The 16,954-nt window shown below is 69.6% G+C and carries 16 protein-coding genes; 6 read left to right on the top strand and 10 right to left on the bottom strand.

The annotated features are described in order from the left end of the window. The first annotated feature begins 24 nt into the window (after positions 1-24). On the top strand, positions 25-2,340 hold the full coding sequence (gene ligA, locus ACW17Y_RS06370) for an NAD-dependent DNA ligase LigA (protein WP_492037927.1): 2,316 nt from the start codon (positions 25-27) through the stop codon (positions 2,338-2,340). Positions 2,341-2,372: 32 nt separating this feature from the next. Here ligA and ACW17Y_RS06365 read toward each other — a convergent pair whose 3' ends face one another. The 4 genes from ACW17Y_RS06365 to ACW17Y_RS06350 all read right to left on the bottom strand — a co-directional run bounded on the left by ACW17Y_RS06365 (position 2,373) and on the right by ACW17Y_RS06350 (position 6,701). Further along, positions 2,373-3,362: an aldo/keto reductase gene (locus ACW17Y_RS06365; protein ID WP_492037926.1), complete on the bottom strand. Its 990-nt coding sequence runs from the start codon at positions 3,360-3,362 to the stop codon at positions 2,373-2,375. A 69-nt stretch (positions 3,363-3,431) separates the two neighbouring features. Next, positions 3,432-5,246, bottom strand: a complete 1,815-nt coding sequence (locus tag ACW17Y_RS06360; RefSeq protein ID WP_492037925.1) for an aminopeptidase P family protein — start codon at positions 5,244-5,246, stop codon at positions 3,432-3,434. Positions 5,247-5,298: 52 nt separating this feature from the next. Further along, positions 5,299-5,778 (bottom strand): hypothetical protein, encoded by a 480-nt coding sequence (locus ACW17Y_RS06355; protein WP_492037924.1) that lies wholly within the window; start codon positions 5,776-5,778, stop codon positions 5,299-5,301. 53 nt (positions 5,779-5,831) lie between these two features. Continuing rightward, complete coding sequence (locus tag ACW17Y_RS06350) at positions 5,832-6,701, bottom strand: 50S ribosomal protein L11 methyltransferase (protein WP_492037923.1); 870 nt, start codon at positions 6,699-6,701, stop codon at positions 5,832-5,834. Between the two features lie 233 nt (positions 6,702-6,934). Here ACW17Y_RS06350 and ACW17Y_RS06345 point away from each other — a divergent pair, with 233 nt between their 5' ends. Further along, on the top strand, positions 6,935-7,438 hold the full coding sequence (locus ACW17Y_RS06345) for a hypothetical protein (protein ID WP_492037922.1): 504 nt from the start codon (positions 6,935-6,937) through the stop codon (positions 7,436-7,438). A 74-nt stretch (positions 7,439-7,512) separates the two neighbouring features. Here ACW17Y_RS06345 and ACW17Y_RS06340 read toward each other — a convergent pair whose 3' ends face one another. The 3 genes from ACW17Y_RS06340 to ACW17Y_RS06330 form a co-directional block, all read right to left on the bottom strand. Further along, positions 7,513-7,710: a DUF3126 family protein gene (locus ACW17Y_RS06340; protein ID WP_409013079.1), complete on the bottom strand. Its 198-nt coding sequence runs from the start codon at positions 7,708-7,710 to the stop codon at positions 7,513-7,515. A gap of 88 nt (positions 7,711-7,798) precedes the next feature. Next, positions 7,799-8,620, bottom strand: a complete 822-nt coding sequence (gene cysE / locus ACW17Y_RS06335) for a serine O-acetyltransferase (RefSeq protein ID WP_492037921.1) — start codon at positions 8,618-8,620, stop codon at positions 7,799-7,801. Positions 8,621-8,638: 18 nt separating this feature from the next. Beyond that, a complete protein-coding gene (locus tag ACW17Y_RS06330) occupies positions 8,639-9,289 on the bottom strand; it encodes an NUDIX domain-containing protein (RefSeq protein WP_492037920.1) in 651 nt (216 codons plus the stop codon). A 46-nt stretch (positions 9,290-9,335) separates the two neighbouring features. Here ACW17Y_RS06330 and ACW17Y_RS06325 point away from each other — a divergent pair, with 46 nt between their 5' ends. Then, the gene (locus ACW17Y_RS06325; protein WP_492037919.1) at positions 9,336-9,944 is read left to right on the top strand and encodes a nitroreductase family protein; all 609 of its coding nucleotides are present in this window, start codon (positions 9,336-9,338) and stop codon (positions 9,942-9,944) included. Here the strand turns inward: ACW17Y_RS06325 and ACW17Y_RS06320 are convergent. Beyond that, positions 9,941-10,654: a class I SAM-dependent methyltransferase gene (locus tag ACW17Y_RS06320; protein ID WP_492037918.1), complete on the bottom strand. Its 714-nt coding sequence runs from the start codon at positions 10,652-10,654 to the stop codon at positions 9,941-9,943. The genes ACW17Y_RS06325 and ACW17Y_RS06320 overlap by 4 nt on opposite strands. Beyond that, entirely contained in the window at positions 10,651-11,508 is an 858-nt protein-coding gene (locus ACW17Y_RS06315; RefSeq protein ID WP_492037917.1) for a DUF817 domain-containing protein, read from the bottom strand. The genes ACW17Y_RS06320 and ACW17Y_RS06315 overlap by 4 nt, the downstream gene beginning before the upstream one ends. A 142-nt stretch (positions 11,509-11,650) precedes the next feature. Here ACW17Y_RS06315 and ACW17Y_RS06310 point away from each other — a divergent pair, with 142 nt between their 5' ends. The 3 genes from ACW17Y_RS06310 (at position 11,651) to ACW17Y_RS06300 (ending at position 16,407) form a co-directional block, all read left to right on the top strand. Further along, positions 11,651-11,998 carry a hypothetical protein gene (locus ACW17Y_RS06310; protein WP_492037916.1) on the top strand — a complete coding sequence of 116 codons (348 nt, stop codon included), beginning with the start codon at positions 11,651-11,653 and terminating at the stop codon, positions 11,996-11,998. Between the two features lie 102 nt (positions 11,999-12,100). After that, entirely contained in the window at positions 12,101-13,249 is a 1,149-nt protein-coding gene (locus tag ACW17Y_RS06305; protein WP_492037915.1) for an efflux RND transporter periplasmic adaptor subunit, read from the top strand. 2 nt (positions 13,250-13,251) lie between these two features. After that, positions 13,252-16,407, top strand: a complete 3,156-nt coding sequence (locus ACW17Y_RS06300) for an efflux RND transporter permease subunit (protein ID WP_492037914.1) — start codon at positions 13,252-13,254, stop codon at positions 16,405-16,407. A 6-nt stretch (positions 16,408-16,413) separates the two neighbouring features. On the opposite strand, the gene queF is transcribed toward ACW17Y_RS06300, so the two are convergent. Next, positions 16,414-16,875 carry a preQ(1) synthase gene (gene queF / locus ACW17Y_RS06295; protein ID WP_492037913.1) on the bottom strand — a complete coding sequence of 154 codons (462 nt, stop codon included), beginning with the start codon at positions 16,873-16,875 and terminating at the stop codon, positions 16,414-16,416. Between the last annotated feature and the right edge of the window lie 79 nt (positions 16,876-16,954).

Below are 16,954 nucleotides of genomic sequence, written 5' to 3'. Positions count from 1 at the left end.
CGCGCGCGGTGCTAAACGGATGCCATGGCCGAACCGACCGTCGAATCCCTGACTGCACCCGAAGCCGAGGCGGAACTGGCCCGGCTCGCCGCCGAGATGGCGCGCCACGACGCCCTCTACGCCGAGGCCGCGCCCGAGATTTCCGACGCCGACTACGACGCCCTGCGCCTGCGCAACCTCGCCATCGAGGCGCGCTTCCCTGCCCTGGTCCGCGAGGATTCGCCGTCGCGAAGGGTCGGCGCACCGGTCTCGAGCCAGTTCGCGGAGGTCCGCCACGGCGTGCCGATGCTGTCGCTCGACAACGCCTTCGACGACGGCGACGTCACCGATTTCGTCGCTCGCATCCGCCGTTTCCTGAACCTGCCCGCCGACGAGGTCGTGGCCTTCGTCGCCGAACCCAAGATCGACGGTCTCAGCGCCAACCTGCGCTATGAAAACGGTATTCTGGTCCAGGGCGCGACCCGCGGCGATGGCCGCGCGGGCGAGGACATCACCGCCAACCTGAAGACCATCGCCGACATTCCACACCGTCTGAAGGGCTCCGGCTGGCCCGCCCTGATCGAGGTGCGGGGCGAGGTCTATGCGCCCAATGACGCCTTCGCCGCCTTCAATGCGGAGGCCGAGGCGGCCGGTCGCCGCACCTACGCCAACCCCCGCAATTTTTCCGCCGGATCGCTGCGCCAGATCGACCCGACCGTGACCGCCCGGCGCCCCCTGAGCTTCTTCGCCTATGCCTGGGGCGAGACCTCCGAGCCGTTCGCGGAGACGCAAGGACAGGCGCTGGAGGCCTTCGAAAGCTGGGGCTTCCCGGTCAACCCGCGCTCGACCCGCGTCGAGGGGGCCGAGGGTCTGATCGGCATCTACCACGGCCTCGAAACCGACCGCGCCCAGCTCGGCTATGACATCGACGGCGTGGTCTACAAGGTCGACCGGCTGGACTGGCAGGCCCGTCTGGGCTTCGTCTCCCGCAGTCCCCGCTGGGCCATCGCCCACAAATTCCCGGCCCAGCAGGCGACGACGGTGCTGGAGGGCATCGACATCCAGGTCGGCCGCACCGGCTCCCTGACCCCCGTGGCCCGCCTGGCCCCCGTCACTGTCGGCGGCGTGGTCGTGCGCAACGCCACCCTGCACAATGAGGACGAGATCGAACGCAAGGACGTTCGCATCGGCGACACCGTGGTCCTGCAACGCGCCGGCGACGTCATCCCCCAGATCGTCTCGGTCGTGGCCGACAAACGCCCCGCCGACGCCGTCCCCTACGTCTTCCCGACCCACTGCCCCGTCTGTGGCTCCGAGGCCGTGCGGCCCGAGGGCGAGGTCCGGCGGCGCTGCACCGGCGGCCTGATCTGCGCCGCCCAGCTGGTTGAACGGCTCAAGCATTTCGTCTCTCGTCGCGCCTTCGACATCGAGGGTCTGGGCGAGAAACAGCTGATCGCCTTCCATGAGCGCGGCTGGATCCACGAGCCCGCCGACATCTTCCGCCTGGCCCGCGACGCCGGGAAGCTGGACGCCCTGCGCGCCGAGGACGGCTACGGCGAGCTGAGCGTGAAGAACCTCGTCGCCGGCATCGACGCGCGCCGCACGATCGCGCTGGAGCGGCTGCTGTTCGGCCTCGGCATCCGCGACATCGGCGACCAGACCTCGCTGCTTCTGGCCCGTCACTTCGGTGACTGGAACAGCTTCCACGCCGCCGCGCTGGAGGCCGCATCCGGCATCCCCTCGCCTGAATGGACCCGGCTCGCCGAGGGCCACGGCGTCTCCGCCCGCACCCTGGCGGTCATGGCGGCCGCTCAGCTGTCGCCCGCCGATCCCTGGCCCGAGGCGCCGCTGGACCAGAAGCTGGCCCTCGCCTTCCCCGGCGTCGCCACGCCCGCCCGCCGGGCCCTGGCCGGGCTGGTCACCGACTGGGCCGGCATCGTCGAACTGGCCCGCGTCGCGCGCGAGGAAGGCCCGTCGATGACGCTGGGAGAGATCGCCGGGATCGCCGGAGTCGGCCCCGTCGCCGCCCGCGCCGTCGCCGAATTCTTCCACGAGCCGCACAATCGCGAGGTGGTCTCGGCCCTCGTCTCCGAACTGACGGCCATTGAGGACGCCGAACGGCCCAGCTCCGACACCCCCGTCGCCGGCAAGACCGTCGTCTTCACCGGTTCCCTCGAACGCTTCACCCGCGACGAGGCCAAGGCGCGCGCCGAAACCCTCGGCGCCAAGGTGTCCGGATCGGTGTCGAAGAAGACCGACTACCTGGTCGCCGGCCCGGGCGCGGGATCCAAACTGGCCGAGGCCCAGAAGCACGGCGTCGCCGTCCTCACCGAGGACGAATGGCTGGCGCTGATTTCGTGATCCTTCTCCCCCTGCGGGAGAAGGACATTGTCTCACCGGTTCAGCGCGCTGCGGGCCGCCTCGGCATACCTGTGACCGGACGCCGCGTCCTTCGGGAACACCGCCTCGATCGCCTCGATGTCCTCGGCGGTCAGGGTGATGTCCACGGCCGCGGCATTGTCCTCCAGCGTCGCGATCCGGCGCGTGCCGGGGATCGGGACCAGGTGGTCGCCCTGGGCCAGCACCCAGGCGAGGGCCAGCTGCGCCGCCGTCACGCCCCGGTCGTGAGCGATACCCTTGACCGCCTCGACCAGGTTCAGGTTCTTCTGGAAATTCTCGCCCTGGAAGCGCGGGTTGGACAGGCGGAAATCGCCCGGCTCGAGGTCGGCGATCGACTTGATGTCGCCGGACAGGAAGCCGCGGCCCAGCGGGCTGTAGGGCACGAAGCCGATGCCCAGCTCGCGCACGGTCGCCAGGATTTCGTCCTCCGGCTCGCGCGACCACAGCGAATATTCGGTCTGCAACGCCGTGATCGGGTGGGTCGCATGGGCGCGACGGATGGTCTCCGGCGCGGCCTCGGACAGGCCGAGGAAGCGGACCTTGCCCTCCTTCACCAGCTCGGCCATCGCCCCGACGGTCTCCTCGATCGGCGTGTCCGCATCGACGCGGTGCAGATAGTAGAGATCGACGTGGTCCATGCCGAGGCGCGTCAGACTGCCCTCGATCGCGCGACGCACATTGGCCGGCGATCCGTCGACCTTCAGGGCCGTGCGGTCGGCGTTGTAGCCGATGCCGAACTTGGTCGCGACGAAGGCCTTGTCGCGCCGGTCGGCCAGCGCCTTGCCGACCTGGATCTCGTTGGTGTGGGGGCCGTACATCTCGGCCGTGTCGAAGAAGGTGACGCCCAGCTCCAGCGCGCGATGGATCACCGCCGTGGCCTGGGTCTCGTCCGACGGCGTGCCGTAGAAGGACGCCATCCCCATGCATCCGAGGCCGATAGCCGAAACCTCAGGGCCCGAACGACCCAGCTTGCGCATCTTCATGGCGCGTCTCCTGAAATGTGAGGGAGCCGCGGCGACCCGCGACGTCTCACAGATGGGCGCCGTTCGGCCTTATTTCAAGGGCGCGCACTGAGCCTCAAGCCAGACCTTCGCCTCGCCTTCGAGCAACGGCCCGACCTTGGCCCACGTCTCGGCGTGATAGGCGTCGACATAGGCCCGCTCGTCGGCAGTCAGCAGGGTCACGTCGATCAGCTTGCGGTCCAGCGGCGCGAAGGTCAGTTGTTCGAAGCCGTGCATCGGCCGTTCGCCGCCCGGGATCGGCTCGGGCGCCGTGACGACCTGCAGGGTCTCGATGCGGATGCCCCAGTGGCCTTCGCGATAATAGCCGGGCTCGTTGGACAGGATCATGCCGGTCAGCAGGGGCTGCGTATTCACCGCCTTGGCGATCCGTTGCGGGCCCTCGTGCACGCCGAGGTAGGAGCCGACGCCATGGCCCGTGCCGTGATCGTAGTCGTGGCCCGCCATCCACATCGGCGCGCGGGCAAGCGCGTCGAGCTGGTGCCCGCTGGTCCCGACCGGGAAGCGGATCACGGCCATGGCGATGTGGGCCTTAAGCACCAGGGTGAACATGCGACGCTGGTCGGCGGAAGGCTCGCCGATGGCCATGGTCCGGGTCACGTCGGTGGTGCCGTCCAGATACTGGCCGCCGCCGTCGACCAGCAGCAACGAGCCCGGCTCCATCCTGCGGAGGGTGCGCGTGACGGGCTTGTAGTGCGGCAGGGCGGCGTTCGGCCCGACCCCGGCGATGGTGTCGAAGCTGAGATCCTTCAGCGCGCCCGTCTCCTCGCGGAACCGCTCCAGCGCCTCGACCACCCCGCGCTCGTCGGGCAGTTCGACCTGGGCCACCGTATCGACCCAGTGCAGGAACCGCGACAGCGCCGCGCCGTCGCGAATATGGGCCTGACGCGAGCCCTCGATCTCGACTGCGTTCTTGGCCGCGCGCGGCAGGGCGCAGGGGTCCATGCCGCGAACGACGGTCGCCCCGACCAGATCCAGCCGGTCGAAATACCAGGCCGAGGACTGGGCTGGATCGATCAGAACCTTGAACCCCTTCATCCCCTCCAGCGCCTGACCGAGCGTGTCGGGGGTCACCAGGGTGACGTCGTCGCCGAGCCAGCCCGGCAGTTCGTTGGTCACCTTGGCCGGATCGAGGAACAGCATCGCCGTCCCGTTCGCCGCCAGAATGGCCTGGGCCAGCGGCAGGGGCGAGCGAATGACGTCCCCGCCCCTCACATTGAACAGCCAGGCGATCGACGACGGCGCAGTGAGGACGACGGCGTCGGCTCCGGCGGCGGCCACCGCTTCCCCGATCCGCTTCCTCTTCGACGCGCTGGTCTCGCCCGCATAGCGATCCTCGTGCGGCACGACCGGCGCCTGCGGCTGCGCAGGGCGCGCCTCGGCCCAGGCGGCGTCGACCGGATTGCTGTCGATCGGTTTCAGACTGGCCCCGGCTTTCGCGGCAGCACGCTTCAGCGTCGCCAGGGCGTCGGGGCTGTGCAGGCGCGGATCGTAGCCGATCACGGCGCCCTGGGGCGCGCGCTCCAGATAGGCCGGCACCCCGCCCTCGACGAGGTCGAGGATTTCGAACTGGGCCGCATCGACCTGGGCCCGGACCTGAACGGTGTAGCGACCGTCTGCGAAGACGGCGGCCCTGTCGGTCATCACCACGCCCGCGCCCGCCGAACCGGTGAAGCCGGTCAGCCAAGCCAGCCGGTCATTGGCGGCGGGCAGATATTCGTTCTGATGTTCGTCCTCATGCGGGACGAGGAATCCGTCCAGCCCCTGCTGCGCCATGGCGGCGCGCACGAGCGGAAGGTGTTTCGCCCCGAAGGACGGCGAGGTGGTTTCGTCGAAGGACTGGCGCATGCCGCACGCATAGCGCCCCCTCCCGCTTTTGGGGAAGGGGCGATGCGTCGGATCAGTTCTGCGGCGTCGTGCTCGTGATCACGGCCGAACCCGAGGTCGGGGCGGGCTGCGCGGCCGGGACGGTGATGATCACCGGGGCCGGCTGGGTGGCGGCGCGGGCGATGTCGGAGCGCGCCTGGCTGGTGGCGCGAGCCGCCTCGGCCTGGGCGCGGGCTGCGTCCATCCGGGCGATGTCGACGCTCTGCTGGGCGCCGGCGATCTGGCCCTGGACCACGGCCTCGTCGGCGCGCGCCTGGGCCGCCACAGCGTCCGCCTGGGCTTGAGCCAGAAGGACTTCAGTGTCCTCGTCGCGCCCGCCCGAAGCCAGGATCCAGAGCACAGCAATGAGGACTGCAGCAGCAAGACCGCCTGCAATCCACCAGCCGGCGCTCGACTCGCGCCGAACGACGACCGTTTCGGTATAGACCGGCTCGGTCACGACGATGCGCTCGATCTTGGCGTTCGGGTCGATATTCGGATCGTACTGGCTCACGGGAAATCCCTCCATTGAGCCAGCACAACGGCGCCGCTTGCTGGCGGTTCCTTCTACGCCATCCGGCGAAGCACCAGCGCGCTCCACGCATCCCGATGGATCCGCCGCTCCAGCTTGAATCCGCGCGACAGATAGGCGGCCGACACGCGCCGTTCCTGCGTCCGCAGCAGGCCCGACAGGATCGCCACCCCGCCGATGCGCAGGCTCATCTTGATGTCCTGCGACAGGGCGACCAGCGGCGGGGCCAGGATGTTGGCGAACACCAGATCATAGGGAGCGCCGGCGCGCACCTTCATGTCGTTCAGACCCGAGGCGTGGACGAACCGCGCATTGGCCTGATTGAGTTTGGCGTTCTCGTTGGCGATCCGCACCGAGGGCGCGTCGATGTCGGTGCCGACGGCCAGGGACGCCCCGGTCCGCGCCGCCGCGATGGCCAGCACGCCCGTGCCGCAGCCGACGTCCAGCACCTTATCGAACCGCTCGCGCTTCAGCAGTTCGTCATAGGCGACGAGGCAGCCGACCGTCGTCCCGTGGTGGCCCGTCCCGAAGGCGGCGCCCGCGTCGATCTTCAGGTTCACGGCGTTCGGCGGCACCCGTCCCTGATCGTGGGCGCCGTAGACGAAGAACCGTCCCGCCCGCACCGGCGGCAGACCCGACAGCGACATGGCCAGCCAGTCGGCGTCGGCCAGAGGCTCGACCTTCACCGTCACGCCGGGGTGTTCGGCCAGACGCGCGGTCAGGGCCTCGACCTCTTCCTCCGAGGTCGGGAAGGCGTCGATGCGCCAGATGTCGCGATCCTCGTCTTCTTCCAGAATGGAGTAGGTCGCGCCTTCCAGCAGGATGTCGGAATCGATGGCTTCAGCGGCGGCTTCAGCAGCGGCTCTGGAGCCGCGCGCGATTATCTGGACGGGGTTGTGGGACATTTATTCAAACACCGGTATCATTGCGAATCGATACTATTGAGTTTGCGCCCATGCTCTCCCGCATCGGTCGCGATCGTTCCAACCGAGGGGTCGGGGAATACATGGCCAAGTCACCGTCTACTGCGTCGCCTAAAGCGTCAGCCGCTTCCAAGCCTAAAGCAGCCGCGAAGTCGACTGCGAAAACGGCGAAGCCTGCTGCGGCGAAGCCCGCAGCCGCCGCCAAGCCCGCCGCCGTGAAGGCAGCTCCGGCTCCCAAGGCCGCCGCGAAGCCCGCCGCCAAGCCGGCTCCGAAGGCCGCTGCGAACCCCGCCGCAAAAGCTCCGGCCGCCAAGGCCGCTGCTCCCAGGACCACGGCAAAGGCCGCCGCGCCCAAGGCCGCCGCCAAGGCTCCGGCCAAAGCCGCCGCCAAACCCGCTGCTGCGAAGGCTCCGGCCAAGGCTGCGCCGAAGGCCGCTGCGACGAAGCCGGCCGCCAAGCCTGCTGCCCCCAAGGCCGCTGCGAAGCCGGCGGCGAAGGCTGCTCCGGCCGCCAGGCCTGCTGTCGCCGCCGCCCCGGCCGCGAAGCCCGCCGTCGCTCCGGCCCCCGCGCCGAAGCCGGCCGTGACCGCTGCGCCTGCTGCGGCTCCGAAACCCGCCGTGACTCCGGCCGCCGCCGCTCCGGCTGCGAAGCCGGCCGCGCCCGCGCCGAAGAAGGGCTTTTTCGACAAGCTGGCCGACGCGATCTTCGGCAAGCGCTGACCGTCGCCACCTGAAACGACAAACGCCGGGCGGTTCGCACCGCCCGGCGTTTTCATGTCTGGTATCCGGATGGATCAGTCGGCGGGCAGATCTTCCGCCAGGATCGCCATCTCGAACATGAAGCTGCCGTCCTCGTCCTCGTCATCGAAGACGACGCCGATGAACTCGTCGCCGACATAGACCTCGGCCGAATCGTTCACCTTCGCCCGCGCCTTCACGATGATGCCGCCCGTGTTGAAGGTGCGCTTCAGGTGCGTCTCGATACGCTTCATGTCTGCTTCGTTCACGGCGGGCCTCGGTGGTCTGGATTGAAGGCGCGGACCCTAGAGAAGCGACATCGCCAAGGAAAGCCCGTCAGGCCTAGATCACGAAATCATAGACGACGTCGGCCAGGGTATGGTCCATCGTTCGGGCGGGCGTCGCCTCGGTCGGACAGTTGACCAGTCGCGCCGGCACCCCGGCCACTGTGCATCCCGCCGGCACCGGCTTCAGCACCACCGAACCCGAGGCCACCTTGGCATAGTCGCCGACCGTGATGTTCCCCAGCACCTTGGCGCCCGCGCCCAGCAGCACGCCCTTGCCGATCTTCGGATGCCGGTCGCCGCGTTCGGCCCCCGTCCCGCCGAGGGTCACCCCGTGCAGCATCGACACCTCGTCGCCGACCACCGCCGTCTCGCCGATGACGATGCCCGTGCCGTGGTCGAGGAACAGGCCCGAGCCCAGCTTCGCGCCCGGATGGATGTCGATCTGGAACAGCTCTGAAATCCGGCTCTGGAAGTGGAAGGCCAGGGTCTCGCGTCCCTGGGTCCACAACCAGTGCGCCACCCGCGATGCCTGCAACGCCTGGAAGCCCTTGAAGTAGAGGAACGGCTGCAACAGGGTCTTGATCGCCGGATCGCGCTCGGCCACGGCCTGAAGGTCCGCCTCCGCCGCCGCGACGATGGTCGGGTCGGACCAGTAGGCGAAGGCGCAGACCTCGCGCACGCTCATGGGCGCCAGTTCGGCGTCCCCGATCTTGCGCGCGATCTGGAAGCTCAACGCATTGGCCAGGTCGAGATGCGACAGGATGGTCGCGTTCATCAGCGACCCCAGGTGCGGCTCGCTGCGTGCGGCATCCTCGGCGGAGGCCCTGAGTTGGGTCCACACGCTGTCCTGCGACGCGACGACTTCAAGCTTGGGCATGACCGGCTCCATTCCTCATCATACCCGCGTCAGCATGGCGTGCGCCAGCCAGCCCGGGATCAGGGACTCCCTGGCCATATGGTAGGCCCTGAGGGCTGTAGCCACCGTAAAGGTGTCGCGCACCGCGCCCCGGTCGATCTCGCGCATCAGGGTCATGAAGGGCACGCGCGCCAGTTCGATCACCTCGGTCGGATCCGGCGCCTTTTCGACCTCCGACAGATCCCAGGCCAGCCAGGCGATGGCCCGTTCGTCGGTGATGGAGTTCGACATCTCCATCCGGAGCACCTCGCGCCAGGACTTCGCCGCCAGCCCCGCCTCCTCGGCCAGTTCGCGCCTGACCCCGTCCAGCGGGTCCTCGTCGTAGGGCGCCCCGCCCTCCGGCATCTCCCATGAATAGTTGGCCAGGGCGAACCGCGCCTGTCCGACCAGGGTCACCGTCCCGTCCGAATGGATCGGCAGCACCCCGACCGAGAGGTTCTTCGGCCGCATGACGACATAGATCGCCTCCGCCCCCGTCGGCGCCGTCGCCGGATGCGACGTCAGCCTCATCCACGGGTTCTCGAACACTGTCGCCTCGCCGTCGCTCTTCCACGCCGGCCGCGCGGGCGGGTCGAGATCCCACGAAGGCACAGGTCGGTCGGCGTCGAAGTGGTCGCGGGAGTCGCTCATCCCGCGCATATGGCGCCGCACGCGTCGAACGCCTAGCTAGACGGCCATGACCCTGCCTCCTCCCGTCGACCTCGGCGCGCCCCTGCCCTCGCCCACCCCGTCGCCCGAAATGCTGGCCCGGCTGGCGACGCGCCGCTCGGCCCCCGCCCAGGCCCTGACCGGACCCGGCCCCGACGCGACCCAGATCGCCGACATCCTCACGATCGCCGCCCGCTCGCCCGACCACGGCAAACTCTTCCCATGGCGGTTTGTCGTCCTCGGTCCGGCCAGCCGCGCGCAGATCGCCGAACGCCTCGCCGTCATGGCCGTCGACAAGGGCCTGCCGCCCAAGGCGACAGCCGTCCTCGCCAAACTGACCGCCGCCCCGACCACCGTCCTCGTGATCTCCACCGCCGCGCCCGCGTCCAAACCCGTGTGGGAACAGGAACTCTCCGCGGGCGCCGTCTGCATGAACCTGGAACACGCCGCCTCGGCCTTCGGCTTCGCCTCGAGCTGGATCACCGACTGGTACAGCTACGACGCCGACGCCCTGCCCCTGTTCGGCGTCCGCGAATGCGAGAAGGTCGCCGGCTTCATTCACCTCGGCACGGTGATCGAGCCGCTGCTGGAGCGGGATCGGCCGAACGTCGCGGCCCTGACGACGACCCTGCCCTAGGTCTTCGCCCACTCCATCATCATGAACCATGGCGCGCGGTCATAGTGGGCCTGTCGCGCCGGATCGCCGCCATGGGCGCGCGGCTCCGCGAAATGGGTCAGGGTCAGCCCCTGCTCCAGCAGGAGCGTCATGTAGGTGCTCAGGGGTCGGTGCCAGTTCTGGATACGGATGCCCTTCCAGGCGATCCAGCCGACCTTCTCCTCCAGATAATAGTCCATCGCATGGGCGCGCCGCCCGTCCGGCAGCGTGAGCCAGCCCAGATCGTTGGCGTCGGCGGCGGAGTTGTAGCCCGCCAGATTGGCGATCAGCAGCCTCCCGCCCGGCGCCAGCACCCGCGCCATCTCTGCGATCGCGGCCCGCACATCCGGAATGTCGATCAGCGACAGATAGCTGACCACCAGATCGAAGGCCCCGTCCTCGAACCCCAGCCCTTCTGCCGCCTCGACCCGATAGTCGCTGTCTGGATCGAGAGACCTGGCATGGTCGATCAGGGCCGCGGTCGGATCGATGCCCGCGACCTCGATCCCCTCGGCCTTCAGCATCCGGCAGAACCGTCCTTCACCGCAGCCGACATCCAGCGCACGACGCCAGGGTCTCAGCCGCACCCGCTCCAGCATCGGCGAATCCATGACCCAGCGCCGCCCGAAGTCGCCTTCCTCGCCTTGCGACGCGATCCAGGCCTCGGCCGAAACGTCCCACCCGTCGCTCATCGCGGTTCCTCCTCCGGCCGGTGGACCAGCGACGCCATCACCACCGAAATGATCATCAGCAGATACCAGCTGCCCAGCTTGGCCAGCGACACCATCTCCCACCCCGCCTCCTGCCCCGGATAGGCCCAGGCCCGCCCGAGGGTGCCCAGGTTCTCGGCGAACCAGATGAACAGGGCGACCAGGAAATAGCCGAGCAGCAGCGGCATCTTCAGCCGCATCCGGTCCGCCGTGAACCAGAACCACCCTCGCCCGAACAGCAGGGCCGTGGCCACGAACAAGGCGAGGCGAATGTCCGGCAGCCAGTGATGGGCGAAGAAGTTGACGTAGATCGCCGCCGCCAGCACCCAGGTCGTCCACACCGGCGGATAGCCCCTGACCCGGATATGGAAGATCCGCTGCACCCGCGCGATGTAGGATCCCACCGCCGCATACATGAAGCCCGAGAACAGCGGCACCGCCCCGATCCGCAGCACCGAGTCCTCGGGATAGACCCACGATCCGTGCGCGGTCTTGAACAGCTCCATGATCGTCCCGGCGATATGGAACAGCAGGATCACCCGCGCCTCGGCCCAGCTCTCCAGCTTGAGCCCCAGCATCGCCGCCTGGATCAGCACCGCCCCGACCACGAGGAAGTCGTAGCGCGACACGGGCGCATCGTCCGGCCACAGCAGGAAGGTCACCAGGATCAGCCCCAGCATCGCCCCGCCGAACAGGCAGGCGTAAGCCTGCTTCAGCCCGAACCACAGGAACTCGAGCAGGCCCCGCCGCCACGGCGACGGCTCGGCCCAGGCGTCCGCCGCCGCCAGCGCGCGACGACCCCAGGCTTCCAGCGGCAGGCGAGTCGAACCGATCATCCGCCCAGACTAGTCGCCCTCGACCCACCCGGCATGAGCAAATCCAGCGCTTTCCACGGAATCGGCGCCGACGCGGTCATGCGTCCATGCGTCCGGCCGCGCCCCGATGGCCCCTCACGCGAACCATGCTATGGCGACGTCAATGCTTCGCTTCCTGCGCAAGATGATCGCCCGCATGGGCCTGGCCGGCGCCGTGGTGCTGGCCCTGGCCTTTGCTGCGCCAGCCTTCGCCTCCCACGCCTGCATCGACGAGCGCTGTGCGCCGGCGAGCCAGACAGCGGCAGAGGCGTCTTCGGACGCCGACGACGCCTGCCCCGATTGCGGCCCGGCCTGCGCCAACGGATGCTGTCATGCGCAGCACGCGGCGACCGCGCCCGACCTCGCCTCGCCTTCGTCTGTCCCGGTCGTCACCCGCACCGACGTCTGGCTCCAGGATGCGACGCCGCCTCTGGTCCGCCCGACCGGCCCCGACCGCCCTCCACGCCTCTGATCCCCGACCGGGCGCTGCCCCGGTTCGTCCAGAACCCCGCGCGGCATCGATGTCGCGCGTCCTGAACTCTGGGCCCGGCCGCGCGTCGGGCGAGGATCAAAGATGCAATCGTACAAATACTGGCTGATGACCGGCGCCGCCGTCGTCGTCGCCCTGGGCGTGGGATACGGCGCCGCCCAGCTCCTGAACCGCCCCGCTCCCGAAGCCGCCCATGCAGAAGAAGGCCACTCCGAGGACGAGGCCGAAGCAGCGCTCGTCGCCTTGTCGCCCGCACAGGCCGCAGCGGCCGGCGTCACCGTCGTCGCCTTGCAGAGGGGCGGCGGGACCGAGCTGAAACTGCCCGGCCGGGTCGACTTCGCCCCCGGGGCCGAGGCCGCCGTCGACGCCCCTCTGGCGGGGGCCGTCGCCCGGGTCCACGTCGGTCTCGGCGACCGGGTCTCCATCGGCTCGCCCCTGGTCACCCTGCGCAGTCCCGACGGCGCCGCATCCCGCGCCACGGCCGACGCCGCCTCCGCCTCCGCCGATGCCGCCCACGCGGCCGAAACGCGGGACCGCAGCCTGTTCGATCAGGGCTGGGTCTCCCGGGCCCGGCTGGACATCACCGCCGCCGAGGCCCGTCGCGCCGAGGCCGAACTCCGCGCCGCCCGCGCCCGCGTCGGCGCCTATGGCGCGCCCGGCGCCGACGGCATGACCGTCGTCCGCAGCCCGATCGCCGGCGTCGTCACCCGCATCAGCGCCGCCCCCGGACAGGTCCTGCACGAGGAGGCGCTTCAGGTCGCCGCCGTCGCCGATCCGCGCCGCGTCGAACTGGTCTTCGAAGCCCCGCCCTCGGCCGCCGCCCTGATCCGTGTCGGCGACCGGCTGGAGAGCACCCTGGCCGGATCGGGCGCCGTCTCCGGCGTGGTCACCGCCATCGCCCCCGCCAACGAGGCCGGCGTCGTCATCGTCCGCGCCCGACCCGACGGGGCGCTCCCGCCCGCCGGATCCGTCCTCTCGGCCCGCATCACCGCCGGGGCGGGGACCGGCGCCCTGGTCGTCCCGCTGGACGCCGTCCAGACCATCGAGGGCGTCCCGTCCGTCTTCGTCGTCGAGGCCGACGGGTTCCGCCCCCATCCGGTCGTGACCGGGCGAACCTCGGACGGTCGGGTCGAGATTCTCTCGGGCCTGACCGGATCTGAACGCATCGCCGGCGCCGGCGCCTTCCTGCTCAAGGCCGAACTGGCCAAGGGCGAAGCCAGGCACGGGCACTGACCATGCTGGACCGCATCATCGACGCCTCCGTGCGCTTCCGCTGGCTGGTCGTGGGCCTCGCCGTCGTCCTGGCCATCCTCGGCGGGCGAGAGCTGCTGCGCCTGCCCATCGACGCCGTGCCGGACATCACCAACCGCCAGGTCCAGATCACCACCGTCGCCCCGGCGCTTGGACCTGAAGAGGTGGAACGCCAGGTCACCTTCCCGCTTGAGACCGAACTCGCCGGCCTGCCCGGCCTGATCGAGACCCGCTCCCTGTCGCGCCACGGCTTCTCCCAGATCACCGCCGTCTTCACCGACGCGACGGACATCTATTTCGCCCGCACCCTCGTCAACGAACGCCTTCAGTCGGCCCGCGAGGACCTGCCCGCCGGCCTGTCGCCGTCGATGGGCCCGGTCGTGACCGGTCTGGGCGAGGTCTATATCTGGACCCTCGACTTCACCGGCCCCGCCGCTCGTTCCGGCCTTCCCGACGTCACCCCCGAAGGCGAACGCCTCGTCACCGATCCGGAGAAGGCCACCTACCTCCGCACGGTCCAGGACTGGATCGTCGCCCCCCAGCTGAAGACCGTACCCGGCGTCGCCGGCGTCGATGTGCTGGGCGGCTACGTCAAGGAATACGCAGTCCATCCCGATCCGGGCCGCCTCGCCGCCTATGGCGTCGGTCTGGTGCAACTGGTCGAGGCGCTGGAGCATGCCAACCGCATCGCCGGCGCCGGCTACGTCAACCGCGCGGGAGAGGCCTATATCGTCCGCGCCGACGCCCGCCTGAAGAGCCTAGACGACCTCGCCCAGACGCCGATCCTCAATCGCGGAGGCCAGGTCATCCGCGTCTCTGACGTCGCCGTGGTCGAGATCGGCCGCGCCCCCCGCCTGGGGTCCGCCAGCGCCGACGGCCACGAGACGGTCGTCGGCACCGCCCTGATGCTTCAGGGGCAGAACTCCCGCGAGGTCGCCCGCCGCGTGGGCGAACGGCTCGAGACCATCAAGGCCAGCCTGCCGCCCGGCGTCGTCCTGCGCCCCGAACTGGACCGCACCGACCTGGTCGAGGCCACCATCAAGACCGTCGAACACAACCTCGCCCTCGGCGCCTTTCTGGTCATCGCCGTCCTGTTCTTCGCTCTCGGCAATGTGCGGGCGGCGGTCATCACCGCGCTCGTGATCCCGCTCAGCTTCCTGTTCGCGGCCTCGGCGATGAACCGCTTCAACATCAGCGCCAACCTGCTGAGCCTCGGCGCGCTGGACTTCGGCCTGATCGTCGACGGGGCCGTGGTGGTGATCGAGAACACCCTGCGCCGCCTCGGGATCGCGCGGCGCGAGACGGGCCGTCCCCTGACGGTCGCGGAGCGTCTGTCCGTCGCCGCCGCCTCGGCGCGCGAGATGGCCCGGCCCGCAGCCTTCGGTCAGGCCATCATCCTGCTGGTCTACGCCCCTCTGCTGATGTTCGAGGGCGTCGAGGGCAAGATGTTCGGCCCCATGGCCGCGACCGTCATGCTGGCCCTTCTGGCCGCCTTCGTTCTCAGCTTCACCTTCGTCCCGGCCATGGCCGCCCTGATCGTGAAGGAACCGAAGGCCGACCACGAAGAGACCCGCCTGACCCGCGCGGCCAAGGCCCGCTACGCCCCCCTGCTCCGCGCCGCCATCGCCCGGCCCCGTGCCGTCATGATCGGCGCCGGCGTCGCCCTGATCGCCGGCGTAATCGCCTTCGCGACGCTCGGCCGCGAGTTCGTACCCCGGCTCGACGAGGGCGATGTCCTCGTCCAGGCCCTCCGCGTCCCCTCGACCTCGCTGGAACAGAGCCAGGCCATGCAGTTCCGCGTCGAAACCACGCTGAAGGCCATGCCCGAGGTCGAACGCGTCTTCACCCGCACCGGCACGGCCGAGGTCGCCTCCGATCCCATGCCCCCGTCCATCTCCGACACCTTCGTCATGCTCAAGGACCGCGCCGACTGGCCGAACCCCGGCGAACCGAAGGCCGAGGTCGTAGAACGGATGGAGGAAAACCTCTCCACACTTCTCGGCAACAACTATGAGTTCACCCAGCCGATCGAGATGCGGTTCAACGAACTGATCGCCGGGGTCCGTTCCGATGTCGCGGTCATGATCTACGGCGACGACTTCCCCGCCATGGAGCGAACGGCCCGGCAGGTCGCCACGATCCTGAACGGCATCGAAGGCGCCGCCGACGTCCGCGTCGAACAGGTCTCCGGCCAGCCGACCATCACCGCCACGGTCGACCGCACGGCGGCGGCGGCGCAAGGGGTTCACGCCTCCGACGCCGCCGATGCACTGGCCATCGCCCTGGCTGGTCGCTCCGCCGGGCAGGTCAACGAGGGCGACCGCCGGTTCGACGTCGTGGTCCGCCTCGGAGACGAGTTCCGCAACGATCCGAACATCATGGAACAGCTGCCGGTCATGCCCGAGAACGCCGAGGCCGGCGCACCGACCGTACCCCTGTCCTCGGTCGCCCGCTTCGACGTCGCCGAGGGGCCGAACCAGATCAGTCGCTCCGACGGCAAGCGCCGCATGATCGTTCAGGCCAATGTTCGCGGGCGCGACCTCGGAAGCTTCGTCGCCGAAGCACAGACGAAGGTCGCCGCTGAGGTCGAGCCCCCGCCGTCCGGCTGGATCGACTGGGGCGGGCAGTTCGAGAACCTTCAGCGCGCCTCGGCCCGGCTGGGTCTGATCGTCCCGATCGTCTTCCTGACCATCGGCGGCCTGCTGGTGATGGCGCTACGATCCTGGAAGGACGCCGCGCTTGTCTTCGCGGGCGTGCCCCTGGCCTTGGTCGGCGGGGTGCTCGCCCTCGCGGCGCGCGGCATGCCTCTGTCGATCTCTGCGGCGGTCGGCTTCATCGCCGTCTCGGGCGTCGCCACCCTGAACGGCCTCGTCCTGATGCAGGCCATCCGCGAGCGCACCGCCGACGGCGCGTCTGCGACCGAGGCAGCGTTCGAGGGCGCTGTCGCCCGGCTGCGCGCCATCATGACGACGGCCCTGGTCGCGGTCCTGGGCTTCGTCCCCATGGCCTTCGCCTCAGGCGCGGGCGCGGAGGTCCAGAAGCCTCTCGCCACGGTCGTGATCGGCGGCCTGACGACAGCGACCCTGCTGACCCTGTTCGTCCTGCCGATGCTGGTCAGTCTCGTCGGGCAGAGGCGCTAGGGAGGCTCAGCCCCGCCCGCGATAGGTCGGCACGCCCTGGTCGGGCAGCCACAGCCCCTCGGGCGGGGCGCCCGTCTGCCAGAAGACGTCGATCGGGATGCCGCCGCGCGGGTACCAGTAGCCGCCGATGCGCAGCCATTTGGGGGCCAGCAGGTCGGCGATCCGCTTGCCGATGGCCACGGTGCAGTCCTCGTGGAAGGCGCCGTGGTTGCGGAAGGCGGTCAGGTACATCTTCAGCGACTTGGACTCGACCAGCCAGTCTCCCGGCGCATAGTCGATGACGATATGGGCGAAGTCCGGCTGGCCCGTGACCGGGCACAGGCTGGTGAACTCCGGCGCCGTGAACCGGGCCAGATACAGGGTGTCGGCATGAGGATTGGGCACCCGCTCCAGAACCGCCGTCTCGGGCGAGGTGGGCTGGACGATATGCTGGCCGAGCTGGCTCAGGCCTGAAGTGTCGGTGGTCATCGCGATCCTGTAGCGCCAACGGCTTTTGGCGTCGATGCGTCCGTTTCTGGCGCGGCTTCATGCCAGGCTATCCATCACA

The sequence above is a fragment of the Brevundimonas sp. AVps7 genome (assembly GCF_058681545.1).
The sequence above is the reverse complement of the archived record's forward strand: the minus strand, read 5'-3'. Positions and strand labels throughout refer to the sequence as shown.

Excerpts from the sequence above, each read along its gene's own strand:
- ligA (WP_492037927.1), top strand. The coding sequence starts at position 25 with ATGGCCGAACCGACCGTCGAATCCCTGACTGCACCCGAAGCCGAGGCG.
- ACW17Y_RS06365 (WP_492037926.1), bottom strand. The coding sequence starts at position 3,362 with ATGAAGATGCGCAAGCTGGGTCGTTCGGGCCCTGAGGTTTCGGCTATC.
- ACW17Y_RS06360 (WP_492037925.1), bottom strand. The coding sequence starts at position 5,246 with ATGCGCCAGTCCTTCGACGAAACCACCTCGCCGTCCTTCGGGGCGAAA.
- ACW17Y_RS06350 (WP_492037923.1), bottom strand. The coding sequence starts at position 6,701 with ATGTCCCACAACCCCGTCCAGATAATCGCGCGCGGCTCCAGAGCCGCT.
- ACW17Y_RS06340 (WP_409013079.1), bottom strand. The coding sequence starts at position 7,710 with ATGAAGCGTATCGAGACGCACCTGAAGCGCACCTTCAACACGGGCGGC.
- cysE (WP_492037921.1), bottom strand. The coding sequence starts at position 8,620 with ATGCCCAAGCTTGAAGTCGTCGCGTCGCAGGACAGCGTGTGGACCCAA.
- ACW17Y_RS06330 (WP_492037920.1), bottom strand. The coding sequence starts at position 9,289 with ATGAGCGACTCCCGCGACCACTTCGACGCCGACCGACCTGTGCCTTCG.
- ACW17Y_RS06325 (WP_492037919.1), top strand. The coding sequence starts at position 9,336 with ATGACCCTGCCTCCTCCCGTCGACCTCGGCGCGCCCCTGCCCTCGCCC.
- ACW17Y_RS06320 (WP_492037918.1), bottom strand. The coding sequence starts at position 10,654 with ATGAGCGACGGGTGGGACGTTTCGGCCGAGGCCTGGATCGCGTCGCAA.
- ACW17Y_RS06315 (WP_492037917.1), bottom strand. The coding sequence starts at position 11,508 with ATGATCGGTTCGACTCGCCTGCCGCTGGAAGCCTGGGGTCGTCGCGCG.
- ACW17Y_RS06310 (WP_492037916.1), top strand. The coding sequence starts at position 11,651 with ATGCTTCGCTTCCTGCGCAAGATGATCGCCCGCATGGGCCTGGCCGGC.
- ACW17Y_RS06305 (WP_492037915.1), top strand. The coding sequence starts at position 12,101 with ATGCAATCGTACAAATACTGGCTGATGACCGGCGCCGCCGTCGTCGTC.
- ACW17Y_RS06300 (WP_492037914.1), top strand. The coding sequence starts at position 13,252 with ATGCTGGACCGCATCATCGACGCCTCCGTGCGCTTCCGCTGGCTGGTC.
- queF (WP_492037913.1), bottom strand. The coding sequence starts at position 16,875 with ATGACCACCGACACTTCAGGCCTGAGCCAGCTCGGCCAGCATATCGTC.